Raw genomic sequence first — 15554 nt, forward strand, 5'->3', positions numbered from 1 at the left:
GATCTTAGAACCCGGACGAATCTGAAAAATTCTGCCCTATGCCGTTACAGCATGTAACGCCTGGGGATTAGGATGAAAAAACACATGTTCCAGGACAGGTCCTACGGCGATTTCACCGATTTCCTCATAACCCTGTCGCTTGTAGAAATCCAGGTAACGAGAGTTGCCGGTATCGAGTACCACGCCCGACGAATGCGGGTCTTCGGCACACCAGTTGTGCACCGCCTCCAACAACTGCTCACCGTAGTGTTTTCCCTGGAATTGCGGGTGAATGCCCAGCAGCGGTAACAAATGCACTGATTCGCTGGGCAGGCAGGCCAGCACCGCATGATGGTATTCCAGGTAACGCCGTGTACCGCGCACGCCGGTGCTCAGCCACATACGCAATTGCCAGGCCCAGCTCTCGGTGATGCCCAGGCGCCGCTGCGGTGGTGCGATCAGGGCGATGCCGATCAGCCGGTCGTTGACGAACAGGCCAATCGAGGGAAGCTTCTGGAAGAAATGCTGCTTGACCAGTTCGCGCACCGTGGCACGCACGCGCTGCTCGTAGCCTGGGCGCTCGGCTTCGAAGATGTAGGCGAAGGTCGGTTCGTGACGATAGGCCTGGTACAGCAAGGAACGGGCTTCGCGGGAATAGCCGCTGTTGAGCAGGCGAATTTCGGCAATGGCGGTTGAAGTGTCAGGCATACAGTGCATCTCCCTGGGCACCATTCAAAAGATGGCGTTCTTATGGGTACGAACTTACGCGGCGCGAGTCGTTCCCAGACATTAGCAGCGCATCGGTCCTACCGCCACGCTGGCCCCCGTCCGACTTGTCGGCTAGCATCGCCCTTTTGCCAGACTGGACTGCCGACCATGAAAATCGTCTCCTTCAATATCAACGGGCTGCGCGCCCGCCCCCATCAGCTGGCGGCGCTGATTGAAAAGCATCAACCCGACGTGATCGGCCTGCAGGAAACTAAAGTCCACGACGACCAATTCCCCCTGGCCGAAGTGCAGGCCCTGGGCTATCACGTGTACTACCACGGCCAGAAAGGCCACTACGGCGTGGCCCTGCTCTCGCGCAAAGAAGCCTTGAGCCTGCACAAAGGGTTTGCCAGCGATGAAGAAGACGCCCAGCGCCGCTTTATCTGGGGCACCTTCGCCGATGAGAACGGCAACCCGGTCACCGTCATGAACGGTTATTTCCCACAGGGCGAAAGCCGCGATCATCCCACCAAGTTCCCGGCCAAGCAGCGCTTCTACGAAGACCTGCAACAGTTGCTCGAAAGCCAGTTCAGCAATGACCAGGCGCTGGTGGTGATGGGCGACGTGAATATTTCCCCGGAAGACTGCGACATCGGCATCGGCGCCGACAACGCCAAGCGTTGGCTGAAGACCGGCAAGTGCAGTTTCCTGCCGGAAGAACGCGAGTGGATGGCCCGCCTGAAGAACTGGGGCCTGGTGGATAGCTTCCGTCACCTGAACCCGGACGTGGCCGACCGTTTCAGCTGGTTCGACTACCGCAGCCGCGGGTTTGAAGATGAGCCCAAGCGCGGGCTGCGCATTGACGTGATCATGGCCTCCAATGGCTTGCTGCCTCGGGTCAAGGATGCCGGCGTGGATTACGATCTGCGGGGGCTGGAGAAGCCGTCGGACCATGCGCCGATCTGGCTGGAATTGAGCTGAACCCCTGACTGTACTCGGTCAAATGTGGGAGGGGCGGTGCGACGACTCGACTTGCTCCCTCCCACATTTTGATTTGTGGTGCTCCAGTCATATTTCTGAAATCTGCCTGACTTAATCTCGCGGCACTCCCTTTGCCTTGAGAAGGTGGCGGCATGATGCTGCGCGTTCTGTTACTGCTAACCCTGTTCCCCCTCTGCGCTGTCTCTGCTCCCCTGCCCGTTCCCGATCAAGGCCCTGCTTTGCGCATCCAGGGTTCCAACACCATTGGCGCGGCGTTGGGGCCGGCGTTGGTTAAAGGTTTGATGGAGCATCAGGGCTTGCAAACCGTGCACAGCGAACCGGGCGCGGGGGTGAATGAACAGCGCGTGGTCGGCAAGACTCGCCAGGGCAAGGTCGTGACGATCGAAGTCGCGGCCCACGGTTCCAGCACCGGGTTCACTGCACTGAAAAAAAACAGCGCCGACCTGGCCGCCTCGTCCCGCCCCATCAAGGACAGTGAACTGGTAGACCTCGAACCCCTCGGCGACCTCAAAAGCCCCGAGGCGGAACAGGTCATTGCCATCGACGGTTTAGCGATCATCCTCAACCCGCGCAATCCGCTGGGCACGCTGAACACCGAGCAACTGGCACGAATTTTCAACGGTGAGGTCAGCACCTGGGAGGATCTCGGCGGGGTCGGCGGCGCGATTCAGGTGTATGCGCGGGATGATCAGTCCGGCACCTACGACACGTTCAAGGAACTGGTGCTGAGCCGTCGCGGCAAGCCCCTCACGGCTTCCGCCAAGCGTTTCGAATCCAGCGAACAATTGTCCGATGCGGTAAGCCAGGATCCCCAGGGCATCGGTTTTATCGGCCTGCCCTATGTGCGCCAGGCCAAGGCCGTGGCGATTGTCGATGGCAATTCGCAGCCGATGCTGCCGTTGAACAGCTTGATTGCCACCGAGGATTATCCGCTATCACGTCGGCTGTTTTTTTACCTGCCGCCGTCGGGCAATAACCCGTGGGCCAAGGCGCTGGTGGACTTTACCCAGAGCAGCAAGGGCCAGGCGATTGTGGCCGCCAATGGGTTTATCGCGCAGCAAGTGCAGGCGATCGGCGTGGAGCCGCGCGCGTCGATGCCCGAGGACTATCAAGCCATCGCCCGTGATGCTCAGCGCTTGACCGTGAATTTTCGTTTCGAGGAAGGCAGTGCCAGCCTGGACAACAAGGCGCGCCAGGACCTGCAGCGGGTGGTGGCGTATATAAGAAGCCACGCAAAGCTCGACAAGCAGGTGACGCTGGTGGGGTTTGGCGATGCCAAGAACGACCCGCAGCGGGCGGCGCTGTTGTCGAAGTTACGGGCGATGGCGGTGCGGCGGGAGTTGGTGAAGAGCGGTGTGGTGCTGCGCGATATCCGTGGGTTCGGCGCACAGATGCCGGTGGCGGCGAATACGGCGGATGAAGGCCGGATCAAGAACCGGCGGGTGGAGGTTTGGGTGTACTGACCCCCCGCCTCCTGTGGCGAGCGGGCTTGCCCCGCGTTGGGCTGCGCAGCAGCCCCAATAAAACCGCCGCAGTGTTCCTGATAGACCCCATCGACTGGTTTCAGGGCCGCTGCGCAGCCCAACGCGGGGCAAGCCCGCTCGCCACATGAAGCCCGCTCGCCACATGAAGCCCGCTCGCCACGAGGAGCCCGATCTCCACGGGAAACCCGCTTACTGCAGAACCTTGCTCACGACAGAAGCCCGCTCAGGGAGCGGAGAGCGCCCCGACTTGGTGCATGAACAAACTTGAACTTAGCCCCAGCCCATTTCTTCTAATGAGACTCGAACCCCCGCGGAGCACCGATGTGCCCAGAATCATCTCTTCCAATACCCCAGAAGCGGCCCTTTCCGACCACAGCGAACACAACGCGAAAATGTTCGGCTCCCCCAAGGACCGTCTCGACTTCTATCGCCGCGAAATCCAGTACGAAACCACGATCCTGGCCAACCGCACCGACGCCTATCTCACGGCGCAGTCGTTCCTGGTGATCGCCTTTGTCTCCGGCATGGGCAACCTCAACCCGGAATGGGGCAAGTTGTTCACACTGATCGTGCCGGTATTCCTGGCCTTCCTCGGCATCCTCAGCTCCCTGAACGCCTGGCCAGGCATTCGCGCCGCGTACGAAATCATCGACCACTGGCACTACAAGCAGAGCGAACTGCTGCGCAGCGAGCCGTTGATGGGCATGGCCTACGATGAGTCGCCGCTGTTTTCCGAGATGGAGTCGTCCCACAAGGGCTATCGCAAGTCGCTGCTGTTCTCGATGCGCGCGCCGTGGCTGTTCATGGTGTTCTGGGTGCTGCTTGGCGCCTACGCGTTCTATATCCAGGTCGACAACCCCGGCTCCTAAGCAATTGGAACTTCAACGCCCGCCGCAGGACCTTACCTTTACGCAGGCTGCGTTTTTCAAAAGAGGTGACCCATGAGCACAAGCAACAATCCGCAAGTCAGCAACCGTAACGATCCGGCCATCGACGGCGGCGAACCGGCCCCCGGCACCGCCGCCGATGCGCCGAAAGACCCGAAGCCTGCAGCAGACCCCAAGGCCAAGGAAAACGACTACAGTCCAGACTTCAAGCCCGAGCGCGAGCCCAAGCCTGAAACCGATGCCGATATCGACACCCAAGGCGGTTAGAGGAGACGATCATGCCTAAAGAACTCGACGACGAACTCAACGATCCAGGCAATGAAGACCCAGGATCGCTGATGGATGATGCAGAAGTGCCGCTCAATGACCTGGATGACGCGGCCGACCTCGGTAATACCGATCGTCAGGATTGACCTTTCACTTGGGCACGTCGTTCGTACCACGCCAGCATCGGCTGGGTACTCAGGCCATGAACGACGATGCTCAGGGCTATCACCGACAGCGTGAGGTTCACCGCCACCGCACTGCTGGTGCCGATCAGCCCATGGTTGAGCGCGTAGAAGAGGTAATAGATGCTGCCGATTCCCTTGATCCCGAACCAGCCCATCAGCCCGCGTTGTTGACGGTCGATCAGGCTGCCCCAAGGCATCGCCAGCACACTGGCCGGGCGAATCACGCAGAACAGCAACGCTGCCACGCCCAGTGCGCGCCAATCCCAATGACTGACCAGCACGATCCCCAGCAACGTCACCAGGAACACCTCCATCGAACGCTCCACCAGGCTGCCGAACGACAGCATGTCGCCCATCATCACCCCGGCGGCAATCTGTTCGTCTGCCAGTTGCGTGGTGTCGCCCTGCAGGGCGTTTTCCGGTGCCACTTCCAGGTGGCCCACCACGGGCAGCGCCAAATGCTCGGAAGGTGTTTTCGACATGCCGGTGGATTTGAACTCGGCCTGACGCAACCCCAGGCCTGCGGCGAACACCGACAGGAAACCGTAACCGCCGATGGCTTCGGCTGCTACGTAGGCCAGGGCAATCAGTGCCAGTGTCAGGTAGTCATTGGGTGACAAGGTGCTGTCGGCGTTGGTGATGCGCATCCACAACGTCATGCGGCCAATGCCTCGGCCCATCCAGTAGCCAGTCAGCAACCCGGCGGGCACCGCCCACAGCAGGTTTTTCAACACCCAGCCGCCCAGCCAGTCGCCGTCGAAACCGCCGTGCTGCATAAACAGCAGGGCAAAAATTACAAAGGGGAAGGCCGTGCCATCGTTCAAGCCGGCTTCACCGGACAGGCCGAAGCGCAGCGCGTCATAGTCCTGGGCATTATTGACCTGTACCAGTCCCGCCAGCACCGGATCGGTCGGCGCGAGAATCGCCCCCACCAGCAGCGATACACCCCACGACAGGTCAAACAGGTAATGCAGCGCCAGGCCGGTGCCGAGGATGGTCAGCAGCATCACCGGCCCGGCCATGCCGAATGCTATGCGCCAGGTGCGGTGTTTGAGCGGCAGGCGCAATTTCAGGCCGCTGACGAACAGCGAAAACAGCACCGCGACTTCCGTCAGGTGTTCCATCCAGCGCGCGGAATCCTTGATATCCAGGTGCAGAAGATCCACACCCAGCGGGCCAATGCCCACGCCCAGCAGCAGGCACACCGCCGAGGTGGTCACCGGCATCCAGCGCAGGTAAGAGGAGGTGAGGGCGAGGGTGAGCAACACGGCGCCAAGTACGGCCAACCATAGAATAAAAGTCATCGAGCGTGGTCCGGGCCGTGGTCTATGCAGGTTTGAGGACGGCCGCCGCGCGCAGGTTCAATGTGATTCACATCGACAGCGAACTGATGGTGTTCATGCGGACCATGGCCGTCAATCGCCGGCAAGCTGGCGCCTACAAGGGGTGTGTGCGCTCAATCAGCAGGCGTTCCAGGGTGGCGGCAGGCAACGGCCGGCTGAACAGATAACCTTGAATCTGATCACAGCCGGCCTCCTTCAAAAACGCCAACTGCGCCTGGGTTTCTACCCCTTCGGCCACGACCCGCAGGTTCAGGCTATGGGCCAGTTCGATGATGGTGCGGGTGATTGCCGCGTCCTGCGGGTTGGTGGTGACTTCGCGGATAAACGCGATATCGATCTTGAGCGTATCGAGGGGGAAACGTCGCAGGTACGCCAGGCTCGAATAGCCGGTGCCGAAGTCGTCGATGGAGATTTTCACCCCCATCGCCCGCAGGCGCTGCAGGCTGGCAATGGTGTGCTGGGTGTTTTCCATCAACGAACCTTCGGTCAGCTCGACCTCCAGCCAGTGGGCGTCAACCCCGTTTTTTTTCAGGCTGTGTGCGATATCGGCAATCAGGTCGCCTTCGATCAATTGATGGCCGGAGACGTTCACCGAGACTTCAACTGCGCCGATGTGGCTGCTCTGCCACGCGGCGATCTGTTGGCAAACGCTGTTGATCACCCAACGCCCCACGGGGACGATCAGGCCCAGGCTTTCCAGTACCGGCACGAACACCGCCGGGGATACCGCGCCATAACCGGGCCGGTCCCAGCGCAGCAGGGCCTCCAGGGCAGAGACCGCACCGCTGGCCAACTCGACCTTGGGTTGGTAGTGCAGGGTGAATTCATTGTGTTCAACCGCCTGGCGCAGGGCGTTTTCCAGGTTCTGGCGCGCCAGATCATGTACGTTCAAGCGCGCGTTTTCATCGACGTGCTGCTGCAACTGTTGTTCCAGCAACTGGCTATGGCGCTTGAGCTGATCGCCATGGGCCTTGAGCCGCAGCAGGTTGCGCACTCGCAGCCATAACTCGACACGTTCCACCGGTTTGCTGATGAACTCTTCGGCGCCGGTTTCCAGGCCGCTGACCCGTGCGCTGGTCTCACTCAGCGCCGAGAGCATGATGATCGGTATGTTCGCCGTGGCGGGATTGCCCTTGAGCTGATTGGCCACTTCGTAGCCATCCATGCCCGGCATCATGATGTCCAGCAGGATCAAGTCGGGCGGCTGTTGCGCCACCAACTGCAAGGCTTCTTCACCGCTGTCCGCGCTCAGGGTGTTGTAGCCCTCGTGTTGCAGCAGGGTTTCCAGCAGCTTGCGAATGTGGGGTTCGTCATCAACGATCAGAAGCGTTGCGGGTGAGCTGGCCATGGAGAGGACTCATGTGAGAGGAGGAGTGCTTTGTTGCAACAGCGTGTCGATCACCTGGTACAGCTCTTTGTAGCGTAGCGGCTTGATGACGTAGGCATCGCAGCCGGCGAGGCGGGTTTTTTCCCGGTCTTCCTTCATGGCCATCGCGGTCAGCGCGATCACCGGGATGTGCGCGGTGTGCGGGTCTTGCTTGAGCAGCGCAGTGGCGGCCAGGCCGTCCATACCCGGCAACTGGATATCCATCAGGATCAGCGCCGGTTGTTTTTCACGGGCCAGGGTCAGGCCTGTTTCCGCATCGGCCGCCCACAGCACCGTGTGACCGGCGTTGACCAGCAGCAGACGAGCCAGGCGCATGTTGGCCTCGTTGTCTTCGACGATCAGGATATCGGTCATGCAGCCTCCGGGGCGCGGTGTAACGGTAGCCACACCACAAACCGCGCCCCCTGGCCTTCGCGGCTGGCGACGGCGACGCTACCGCCGTGCAGGTCGGTGAGTTGCTTGACCATCGCCAGCCCAAGGCCGGTGCCTTCGAATTTGCGCGCCAGGCTGCTGTCGATCTGGCTGAACGCCTTGAACAGCTTGCCCATGTCGTCCTTGGCGATACCGATGCCGGAGTCGCTGACGCTCAATTCGAGGAACTGCTGGTGGGCACTGGGTTGCAGCGCAAAGCTGTGTACGGGCCATTCGCCGGGCACTTGGCCGACCTGTTCGCGCGCCACCTGGCGTGCCGACAGGGTCACGGAGCCGCCGTGTTCGCTGAATTTCACAGCGTTGGCCAGCAGGTTGTAGATGATCTGTTTGGTCTTGCGCAGGTCCAGGTGCAACGTGCCGAAGTCGTCCAGGCTTTCCAGCTTCAACTGGATGCGTTGCAGGGCGGCCTTTTCGCGCACGATCAGCAGGCTGTTGGCCAACAAGCCGGCCAGCTCCACGGCCTCCAGCTCCAGGTCCATCATCCCGGCCTCGACCTTGGACAAATCGAGAATGTCGTTGATCAACGACAGCAAGTGCTGGCCGCTGGTGAAAATGTCGCCGATGTATTCGCGCTGCACATCGCTCATGTCGCCGACGAGTCCATCCTTCAACGCCTCGGAAAAGCCGATCACCGCGTTAAGCGGCGTGCGTAACTCGTGGGACATGGTGGCAAGGAACTCGGATTTCATATGGCTGGCGTGTTCCAGCTCCAGGTTCTTTTCTTCCAGGGCGCGCTCAAAGCCCTTGCGTTCGGCCTCTTCCTGCTTGCGAGCGGTGTTGTCGGTGCCGATCAGCAGGTAGCCGATGATGGTGTCGTGGCGGTTGCGCAGGGCGGTCACCGAGACCATGGCAGACAGGCGGCTGCCGTCCTTGCGGATGTAGGTCAGCTCATAGATGTCTTCGATGCCACGGGAGGCCTTGAACACCAGCGCTTCGAAACCGGGGGTGATTGGCGTGTCCAGCTCCAGGCTGAGGGCGGCGGCACGGGTGATCAGTTCGGCAGGGTCGGAAATGTCGGCGGGGGTAATGCGGTTGAGTACATCGTCGGCCGCATAACCGAGCATGCGTTCGGCGCCGACATTGAAGATCTGGATCACGCCTTTTTCGTCGGTGGCGATGCTGGAGAAATACGCGCTGTTGAAGATCGCGTCTTGCAGGGCACCGGTCTTGAGCAGGGTTTTCTGGCGTTTGAATTCGACGATTTTTTCGGCCCGTGATTGGGGTTCGGGCGGGCTGACGGTTGAGCTTTTATCCATCGCAGGGCGTTCCGTGAATTTCAGGCCCGCCATGGTCGACAGACGATGGCGCAGAACATGCTCACAGAAGATCGCGTGGGTGCGATAAACAGGAGATGAGAGGGTTTGACAATAGCAGAGATTGTGGCTTTTTGATGGCTTGTGTCGCGTCCCTGCAAGCTTATTACCCTCAAATGAATGCCTTAACGCTGTACGCCCCTCAACGTGGAATTTCCAGGGTCGCCCGGAGCCCGCCACCCGCAAGGTTTTCAAGGTGCACTTCACCGCCCAGGCGATGGGCAATGGTTTGCACAATCGTCAGGCCCAGGCCTGCGCCGTGGGCGTTGCCACGGCTATAAAAACGCTCGAACAGGCGCTCACGCTCAGCCTCGTCAATTCCCGGGCCCTGGTCGTCGACCGTCATTGCGTAGCCATCGGCGGTGTTGCGCAACCCGACAGTGATCACCCCCTGTTCCGGAGAAAAATTGGCCGCATTGGTCACCAGATTGGTCAGGGCGATATTAATGGACGCAGCGTCAGCCTTGGCCGGGTAGGGCGCTTCATCCACGTCGAATGACAACTCAAGTCCTTTGCTCAACAGCCAGGGCGTGAGCTGAATCAGGCATTCGCGCAGGGTCGCCGCGAGGTCAAGGGGTTGAACGGCAAGCTTTGCAGCCGTGGGCTCCAGGCGTGCCATGGTCAGCAGTTGGTTGACCAGGCGACTGGTGCGGTCCACGCCTGAGATCAGGTATTCCAGGGATTCGCGGCGCTGTGTCTCGGTGCCCGCTTCCAGCAGGTTTTGCGCGTGTACCCGCAACACGGCCAGGGGCGTGCGCATTTCGTGGGCCGCGTCAGCGATAAAGCGTCGCTCGCGCCCCAGCACCTCCTGGATTTGCGCGAGCATGCGGTTCAACGCCGCCTGCATCGGCTCAAGCTCGGTGGGCAAGGGGGTCAGTTGCATCGGTTCCAGGGAGCCGGAATGCCGCGCGCGTAAAGTCGCCGCCATATCGGCCAACGGCTTGAGCCCCCAGCCGATAGCCAGCCAGACCATCGCCGCCAGGATCAGGCTGCCCAGCACGTTGGGCCACAAGGTGTGGCGCACGATGCGTCCGACAAGGTCGGAGCGCACGTCATCGCGCTCACCCACCCAGATACGCAGGCCGTTGTCCTTGTCCTTGAGGACAAAGCCGCGCCATTGGCGACCATTGAGGTCCTCGACATTGCTGTAGCCCGGCCGGGCGGGCGGCGTGGCAAAGGACGGTGCACTGCTGGTAAATACCACCAGCTCGCCCAGGGGGTTCCACACCTGAAAGGCGATTTTGCTTTCGTAGGGGTGCCCGTCGACCTTGGGCATGGCTTCACCCAGGGCTTTGTTGAAAGCGCGATACAGGTCGGCCTGGTCCTTGCTGGCCAACGGCATGCTCATCACGCCCTGGAGCAAGCGGGCGTTTTGCGCCAGTTGCGCGTCGTAGACTTCGGCGATTTCGTGATTGCTGTCATGCAGGTTGAGCACGCTGATCACCAGCAGCCCGCCCAGCAGCAGGCCGATGATCAGGGTCAGCGTACGGCGCCGAATAGAGGTCATCGACGTTCCTCCACCAGGTAGCCGACGCCGCGAATGGTGCGGATCAGCTCGCTGGAGAATTTCTTGCGCAGGTGATGGATATGCACCTCCAGGGTGTTGCTTTCGGCTTCTTCGTTCCAGCCGTAGAGCAATTGCATCAACTGATCGCGGGTCATCACGCGGCCGGGCGGCGAGAGCAATTCGTGCAGCAGTTGATATTCCTTGGGGGTGAGCAGTACCGGTTCGCCGTGGTAGCTCACTTGCTGCGTGCTCGGGTCCAGGCAAATACCCGCGTGTTCGATCACTGCCCGCGCACGGCCGGCGCTGCGCCGCAGCAATGCACGCAAGCGCGCCTTGAGTTCGTCCAGGTCGAACGGTTTGATCAGGTAATCGTCGGCGCCGGCATCAAGCCCGGCGATGCGGTCTTCGGTGGCATCCCGTGCAGTGAGGATCAGCACCGGCAGGTTGGAGCCGGTGTCACGCAAGCGTCGCAGCACTTCCAGCCCATCCATGCGCGGCAGGCCGAGGTCGAGCACCATCGCGTCAAACGTCTCGCTGAGCAGGGCATGCAACGCACTGCTGCCATCCTGCAGCCAATCCACGGTGTACCCTTCACGCACCAGCGCCTGGTGAATACCTTCCCCCAATGCCACGTCATCCTCGATCAGTAATAGGCGCACGCAGACTCCTGTCAGTTGAGTTTTTTGTTGATGTCGGCCAGCACGCTTTCGATCTCTTTGCGGCGGCCGGTATCGGCGGTTTCCCGACCGGGCCGTGGCGTGGCCAGCAGGGCTTTTTGCAGTGCGTCGCGGGCTTCGCCGTAGCGTTTCTGCCGGTACAGGTGGTCGCCCCAGAAATACAGACTATCAATGCCCGCCGGGTTCAGTTGCAAGGCCTGTTTGAGCAGTTGGTCAGCCTTGTCGGCATCGCCGAAACCTATCGGCCAGCCGGGGACGCGGTCGTACAGCGCCGCGAGGCTGGTATAGGCCGAGCCTTGCAGGGCCTTGGGGTCCAGAGCGAGGGCTTTTTCCAGGTCGACCCTGGCGGCCTTGACCTTGCTCAATGCACCGAGCCCTCCCTGGGCGCCCGCCCAGCTGCTGGTGACAATGCCGGACCAGATCCAGGCCTCGGCCGCCTGGGGGCGTGCCTGGGTGAAGGCCGTAGCCTGGGCGGCGAGCTGTTCAAAGGCCTTGGGGCGCTGCTCCTCGGGCAGGTTGTATTGAATGTGGGCCCAGCGCGTCTGGATGTCGTTGAGGCGCTGCTGGTCAGTGGCATCCAGCGCCCAGGTGAGTGGGCTCAGGGCGATGAGCAGCAGCGCGGCGAAGAGGCTTTTCATGGGGCGGGGTCCTTATCGATGGGTTTGTCGCTCAAGCGGCGTATCAATGGCAGTTGTTTGTGCAGGGCACGGTCGACCAGATTTGGCAGCAGGCTATTGAGGCGCACAAAAAAACGCTCCGGCCAGCCCAGGTACAGGTCTCGACGCTCGTCGGCAATCGCCTGGACCACCGCCGCCGCTACGGTGTGCGGGTCGTCGACGTTGGACTTGAGCGCGTCGTTCAAGGCCTGCGCCGCCGGGCTGTTCATGCGCGTACGGGTGGCGCGCGGCGCGACGTACAACACGCCGACGCGGGTGTCTGCCAGCTCTCGGCGCAAGGCTTCGGAGAAACCGCGCAAGGCGAACTTGGTGGCGCAGTAAGCGGCATAGCCGGGGTAGCCGATGGAGCCATAGGTGGAGCCGACGTTGACCACCATGGCGCTCGCAGCCTGCTGGAGCGTCGGCAGCAGCAGCTTGGTCAGGCAGATGGGCGCAGAGATGTTCAGCGCCAGCATGGCGTTGATCTCGCTGTCGTCCAGCTGTTCGAGCATAGCGAAGTGATTGATGCCGGCGGCGTTGATCAGCAGGTTGACGCCGCCGAGGGCTTCGGCAGCGGCCAACACCTTGCGCCGGTCGGCAAGAAAGGTCAGGTCGGCACTGACCCAGCGCAGTTGCAGCGGATAGCGCTCCAGCAACCCCTCCAGCGGTGCACGATGGCGTGCGACGGCCAGCACCTGCGCGCCACTGGCGCACAAGGCGGTGGCAATCGCCAGGCCGATGCCACCGCTGGCGCCGGTCAGCACCACACGGGCGTCAGACAGGCGCATGGGTTGCCTCCCCGATACGCGGCAGGCTGCGGAACATATCGGTGTAGAGCGCGTACACGACCTTGGACGCATGGATCACGGCGGCCTGGTCGTCAGGGTCGTCCAGGCTGTTCATCAAGCGGCGATAAGTTTCCATGTGCCCGATGTCCAGGGAGCCGTGGGAGCTCAGGTAGCTGAACGCTGTGGCCGGCAACTGCAAGCGCTCACGAATGCTGCCGGCCGCGTGGGTGGCCAAGGCGATGCTGGTCCCTTCCAGCACGTTGACCATGCCGAACAGGCCGACGGGGTTGTCACGGGCGATCAGGTCATAGAGGTAGCTGACCATCAGCTCGATGGGCAGGCCCGGGCGGCCGTCACGGACGGCGTCTTTGTCGCCACCACAGGCGGCGATATCGTTGAGTACCCAGTGTTCGTGGCCGTATTCATCCTCGATGTATTCACAGACGGCCTTGCGCAGCCATTCCAGGCGCGAAGGCAGGCGCGCGCCGCAGGCCATCATCAACGGCACGGTGTGACGCACGTGGTAGTAGGCCTGGGCCAGGAACGCGCGATAGCTGTGCAAGCTGACCTTGCCTTCCAGCGCATCCCGAATGATCGGCAGGTTGAACAGTGCTAGGCGTTCCTGTTGGGTAGCGTCTTGCAGCGTGTCGAAAAAATTCACGATGAGGTTTCCTCGTTGAGTGCAGGGGCAAGTCGGGCGTGATAACGCGCGACGATGGCGTCGCGCCGTGGCCGGCCGTTGGCGGTGAGCAAGCCGTTGGCGGCGGTGAAGGGTTCTTGCAGGCGCGTCCAGCGGTGCACCTGCGCGTAGTCGGGCAGGCCGGCATTGGCGGCGGCCACGGCGGCGGTGAGTTGCGCGTCGCTGCAGTCGGCACGATGGGGCCAGAGCAGTGCATGGTTCTGTGGCAGGGCTTCGCCATAAACGAAGGCCTGGGCGATGACGCCGTCTTGGGTCAGTTCGGCCTCGACCCAGTCAGGGTTGACGTTGCGCCCGTAACTGGTGACGAACTGATGTTTCTTGCGGCCCTTGAGGTAGAGAAAACCGTCCTCATCAAAGGCGCCCAGGTCGCCGCTGGGCCACCACTGTTCGGGCTGTTCGGTTTGGCCCAGGTAGCCGAGCAACGTCGAGCCCTTGATCAGCACTTCATCGTCCTCGGCCAGACGGATCTCCACATGGGGCATCGGCCGGCCGACACTGCCGGGGCGCTGTGCACCGGGACGATTGAGGCACACCACCGAGGCGCACTCCGACAGCCCGTAACCTTCGAACACCGGCATGCCAAGCTGCTGCGCGCGTTGCAGCAAGGCCTTGGATACGCGCGCGCCACCTACTGCGGCAAAACGCAGGCCTTGCGGGCTGAAGGCCTTCTGCTCGGCGGCAATCACCAGCATCAACAGCAACTGCGGGACCAGGATCAAACTGTGGGGCTGGCGCACGGCCAGGCAACCGAGCAATTGCGCGGCGTCCACTGCGCTGGCGCCCTGGATGCCCAGGCTTTTCTGGCTGGGCAAACTCAGGGTGGCACCGGCATACAGCGCGGCGTAGCAACCGAGGTTCTCGAGCAGAATCGCGATGGGCAACAGCGCCAGGTGATGGCGTGGGTCGGTGGCATGGCTGGCCTGGTGCAACTCGCGGGCGACGCGCAGCAGGCTGTCGGCGCTCAGGCACACACCCTTTGGCGCCCCAGTGGTGCCGGATGTGAAGGTCACCTTGGCGGTTGCCGACGGCATCGACGGGCGGCCTTCAAACGTGCGGCACCAGAATTCGCCGGACTTGCGGTAACCGATCCCGTGCAACTCGGCTTCCAGGTAGGGTTCGGCGATCACCCGTTCAGCGTGGCTCTGTTCCAGGCAATGGGCGCGCTGGGCCGGGCTGAAGAAGGGCGGCAGGGTCAGGCAGGTCAACCCTTCGAACAGCACCGCCAAATCCCACAGCATCGCATCGACGCCATTGTCCAGGGCCAGTGCCACCACCTTCACGCCTTCATCGCGCAGGCGTTCCTGCCGATACGCCACCTCGGCGAACAGTGAGGCGTAGTCCATTTTCAAGGTGTCGCCCCACAGGGCGATGGCACCGTCGTTGCGTTCGGCATAACCGCGAAGTACGGCGTGGAAACGGCGGGCTTCAGGCGACATGGCTGGCGTCCTCAATTGTGGTGGGCAACCCCAGGCGTGAGAACAGGCCCATGTTGCGCAAATGGATGAACCCGGCGCGGATATTGCCGACATGCACCCACGGCTGGCTTTCGTAGTAACTGCCCCAGTGGTGGCGCTCGTCCCCCAGGCGCTGCGGGTCGGCGGCGCACAGCGTGACCGGCTTCAAACCGAGGCGGTGGAAGCTGTTGACCAGGCCGATATTGCCGGTGAATGCCACCCACTCCAGGCCCGCCATGGCCAGCAACCAGGTGACGGCGATGATGCTCAGGCGCGCACTGCCGGTATTGCTGGCGGCCAGGTTGCCGACTTCGGCGATGGCCTGGCGTTCTACTGTTTGTTCGGCGGCGGCACTGATCAGCGGGTCGATCGGGTGGTCCAGGTAACGTTCCAGGAACAGCGGTTCGTCGCCAGCCAGCCGCACCCCGGCCACTGCGCAGAGCTCACCATTGGCCTGGCTGACGCCAAACAACTGCGGCATGAAATGCCGGATGTCAGCGCCGTGGGCGAGGCGAAAACGCTGTTGGATAAACGCCTCGAAGGCGGGACGTTGAGGGTCTTGAGGCAGGGCACGGGCGAGGCGTAGCGGTGAACTGTCGGCCTGGCCGAACAGCAGGGGCAAGGGCGTGTTCCAGTTGATATCGGGCATTGGCGTTACGCCTCCCCAGTGAAGTTGGGAGGAGTATCAAAGGCATTTCTTAACGAAGTCTGAAGGTGGTGAAAATGATCGTTTTATCGATCTTCAGACTGCCTTAAGACTTGGCGGGCAGGGTGGCGCGGATTCT

The 15554-nt window shown here is 61.9% G+C and carries 17 protein-coding genes; 5 read left to right on the forward strand and 12 right to left on the reverse strand.

The window, feature by feature from the left end:
• Window positions 1-36 precede the first annotated feature (36 nt).
• On the reverse strand, window positions 37-687 hold the full coding sequence (locus ACR52_RS20640) for a GNAT family N-acetyltransferase (protein WP_048728778.1): 651 nt from the start codon (window positions 685-687) through the stop codon (window positions 37-39).
• Window positions 688-855: 168 nt separating this feature from the next.
• Here ACR52_RS20640 and xthA point away from each other — a divergent pair, with 168 nt between their 5' ends.
• The 5 genes from xthA (at window position 856) to ACR52_RS31520 (ending at window position 4473) form a co-directional block, all read left to right on the forward strand.
• Complete coding sequence (gene xthA / locus ACR52_RS20645; protein WP_048728783.1) at window positions 856-1668, forward strand: exodeoxyribonuclease III; 813 nt, start codon at window positions 856-858, stop codon at window positions 1666-1668.
• A gap of 152 nt (window positions 1669-1820) precedes the next feature.
• A complete protein-coding gene (locus ACR52_RS20650) occupies window positions 1821-3152 on the forward strand; it encodes a substrate-binding domain-containing protein (RefSeq protein ID WP_048728786.1) in 1332 nt (443 codons plus the stop codon).
• Window positions 3153-3496: 344 nt separating this feature from the next.
• Entirely contained in the window at window positions 3497-4042 is a 546-nt protein-coding gene (locus ACR52_RS20655) for a hypothetical protein (RefSeq protein ID WP_048729023.1), read from the forward strand.
• Window positions 4043-4114: 72 nt separating this feature from the next.
• Window positions 4115-4327 (forward strand): hypothetical protein, encoded by a 213-nt coding sequence (locus ACR52_RS20660; RefSeq protein ID WP_048728790.1) that lies wholly within the window; start codon window positions 4115-4117, stop codon window positions 4325-4327.
• A gap of 11 nt (window positions 4328-4338) precedes the next feature.
• Window positions 4339-4473 (forward strand): hypothetical protein, encoded by a 135-nt coding sequence (locus tag ACR52_RS31520; RefSeq protein ID WP_269084190.1) that lies wholly within the window; start codon window positions 4339-4341, stop codon window positions 4471-4473.
• On the opposite strand, the gene ACR52_RS20665 is transcribed toward ACR52_RS31520, so the two are convergent.
• The 11 genes from ACR52_RS20665 to ACR52_RS20715 form a co-directional block, all read right to left on the reverse strand.
• On the reverse strand, window positions 4464-5816 hold the full coding sequence (locus ACR52_RS20665) for a cation:proton antiporter (RefSeq protein WP_048728793.1): 1353 nt from the start codon (window positions 5814-5816) through the stop codon (window positions 4464-4466). The two genes, ACR52_RS31520 and ACR52_RS20665, sit on opposite strands and share 10 nt — an antisense overlap.
• Before the next feature lie 133 nt (window positions 5817-5949).
• Window positions 5950-7203, reverse strand: coding sequence for an EAL domain-containing response regulator (locus ACR52_RS20670; protein ID WP_048728796.1), 1254 nt, complete (start codon window positions 7201-7203; stop codon window positions 5950-5952).
• Window positions 7204-7212: 9 nt separating this feature from the next.
• Window positions 7213-7596 carry a response regulator gene (locus tag ACR52_RS20675; protein WP_048728800.1) on the reverse strand — a complete coding sequence of 128 codons (384 nt, stop codon included), beginning with the start codon at window positions 7594-7596 and terminating at the stop codon, window positions 7213-7215.
• On the reverse strand, window positions 7593-8930 hold the full coding sequence (locus ACR52_RS20680) for a sensor histidine kinase (protein ID WP_048728803.1): 1338 nt from the start codon (window positions 8928-8930) through the stop codon (window positions 7593-7595). Before ACR52_RS20680 ends, ACR52_RS20675 begins: the two co-directional genes overlap by 4 nt.
• A gap of 199 nt (window positions 8931-9129) precedes the next feature.
• On the reverse strand, window positions 9130-10494 hold the full coding sequence (locus ACR52_RS20685; protein WP_048728806.1) for a sensor histidine kinase: 1365 nt from the start codon (window positions 10492-10494) through the stop codon (window positions 9130-9132).
• On the reverse strand, window positions 10491-11153 hold the full coding sequence (locus ACR52_RS20690) for a response regulator (protein ID WP_048728808.1): 663 nt from the start codon (window positions 11151-11153) through the stop codon (window positions 10491-10493). The genes ACR52_RS20685 and ACR52_RS20690 overlap by 4 nt, the downstream gene beginning before the upstream one ends.
• 11 nt (window positions 11154-11164) lie before the next feature.
• Window positions 11165-11809 (reverse strand): tetratricopeptide repeat protein, encoded by a 645-nt coding sequence (locus tag ACR52_RS20695; RefSeq protein ID WP_048728811.1) that lies wholly within the window; start codon window positions 11807-11809, stop codon window positions 11165-11167.
• Window positions 11806-12615 (reverse strand): SDR family oxidoreductase, encoded by an 810-nt coding sequence (locus tag ACR52_RS20700; protein WP_048728815.1) that lies wholly within the window; start codon window positions 12613-12615, stop codon window positions 11806-11808. The genes ACR52_RS20695 and ACR52_RS20700 overlap by 4 nt, the downstream gene beginning before the upstream one ends.
• Window positions 12602-13276: a TenA family transcriptional regulator gene (locus tag ACR52_RS20705; protein WP_048728818.1), complete on the reverse strand. Its 675-nt coding sequence runs from the start codon at window positions 13274-13276 to the stop codon at window positions 12602-12604. The genes ACR52_RS20700 and ACR52_RS20705 overlap by 14 nt, the downstream gene beginning before the upstream one ends.
• Window positions 13273-14751 carry an AMP-binding protein gene (locus ACR52_RS20710; protein ID WP_048728822.1) on the reverse strand — a complete coding sequence of 493 codons (1479 nt, stop codon included), beginning with the start codon at window positions 14749-14751 and terminating at the stop codon, window positions 13273-13275. The genes ACR52_RS20705 and ACR52_RS20710 overlap by 4 nt, the downstream gene beginning before the upstream one ends.
• A complete protein-coding gene (locus tag ACR52_RS20715) occupies window positions 14741-15418 on the reverse strand; it encodes a thermostable hemolysin (protein ID WP_048728826.1) in 678 nt (225 codons plus the stop codon). Before ACR52_RS20715 ends, ACR52_RS20710 begins: the two co-directional genes overlap by 11 nt.
• Window positions 15419-15554 lie beyond the last annotated feature (136 nt).

The sequence above is a fragment of the Pseudomonas fildesensis genome (assembly GCF_001050345.1).
GTDB classification, from domain to species: Bacteria; Pseudomonadota; Gammaproteobacteria; order Pseudomonadales; family Pseudomonadaceae; genus Aquipseudomonas; species Aquipseudomonas fildesensis.

Bases quoted from the DNA above. Each gene is read 5' to 3' on its own strand.
- ACR52_RS20640 (WP_048728778.1), bottom strand. From the start codon at position 687: ATGCCTGACACTTCAACCGCCATTGCCGAAATTCGCCTGCTCAACAGC.
- xthA (WP_048728783.1), top strand. From the start codon at position 856: ATGAAAATCGTCTCCTTCAATATCAACGGGCTGCGCGCCCGCCCCCAT.
- ACR52_RS20650 (WP_048728786.1), top strand. From the start codon at position 1,821: ATGATGCTGCGCGTTCTGTTACTGCTAACCCTGTTCCCCCTCTGCGCT.
- ACR52_RS20660 (WP_048728790.1), top strand. From the start codon at position 4,115: ATGAGCACAAGCAACAATCCGCAAGTCAGCAACCGTAACGATCCGGCC.
- ACR52_RS31520 (WP_269084190.1), top strand. From the start codon at position 4,339: ATGCCTAAAGAACTCGACGACGAACTCAACGATCCAGGCAATGAAGAC.
- ACR52_RS20665 (WP_048728793.1), bottom strand. From the start codon at position 5,816: ATGACTTTTATTCTATGGTTGGCCGTACTTGGCGCCGTGTTGCTCACC.
- ACR52_RS20670 (WP_048728796.1), bottom strand. From the start codon at position 7,203: ATGGCCAGCTCACCCGCAACGCTTCTGATCGTTGATGACGAACCCCAC.
- ACR52_RS20675 (WP_048728800.1), bottom strand. From the start codon at position 7,596: ATGACCGATATCCTGATCGTCGAAGACAACGAGGCCAACATGCGCCTG.
- ACR52_RS20680 (WP_048728803.1), bottom strand. From the start codon at position 8,930: ATGGATAAAAGCTCAACCGTCAGCCCGCCCGAACCCCAATCACGGGCC.
- ACR52_RS20685 (WP_048728806.1), bottom strand. From the start codon at position 10,494: ATGACCTCTATTCGGCGCCGTACGCTGACCCTGATCATCGGCCTGCTG.
- ACR52_RS20695 (WP_048728811.1), bottom strand. From the start codon at position 11,809: ATGAAAAGCCTCTTCGCCGCGCTGCTGCTCATCGCCCTGAGCCCACTC.
- ACR52_RS20700 (WP_048728815.1), bottom strand. From the start codon at position 12,615: ATGCGCCTGTCTGACGCCCGTGTGGTGCTGACCGGCGCCAGCGGTGGC.
- ACR52_RS20710 (WP_048728822.1), bottom strand. From the start codon at position 14,751: ATGTCGCCTGAAGCCCGCCGTTTCCACGCCGTACTTCGCGGTTATGCC.
- ACR52_RS20715 (WP_048728826.1), bottom strand. From the start codon at position 15,418: ATGCCCGATATCAACTGGAACACGCCCTTGCCCCTGCTGTTCGGCCAG.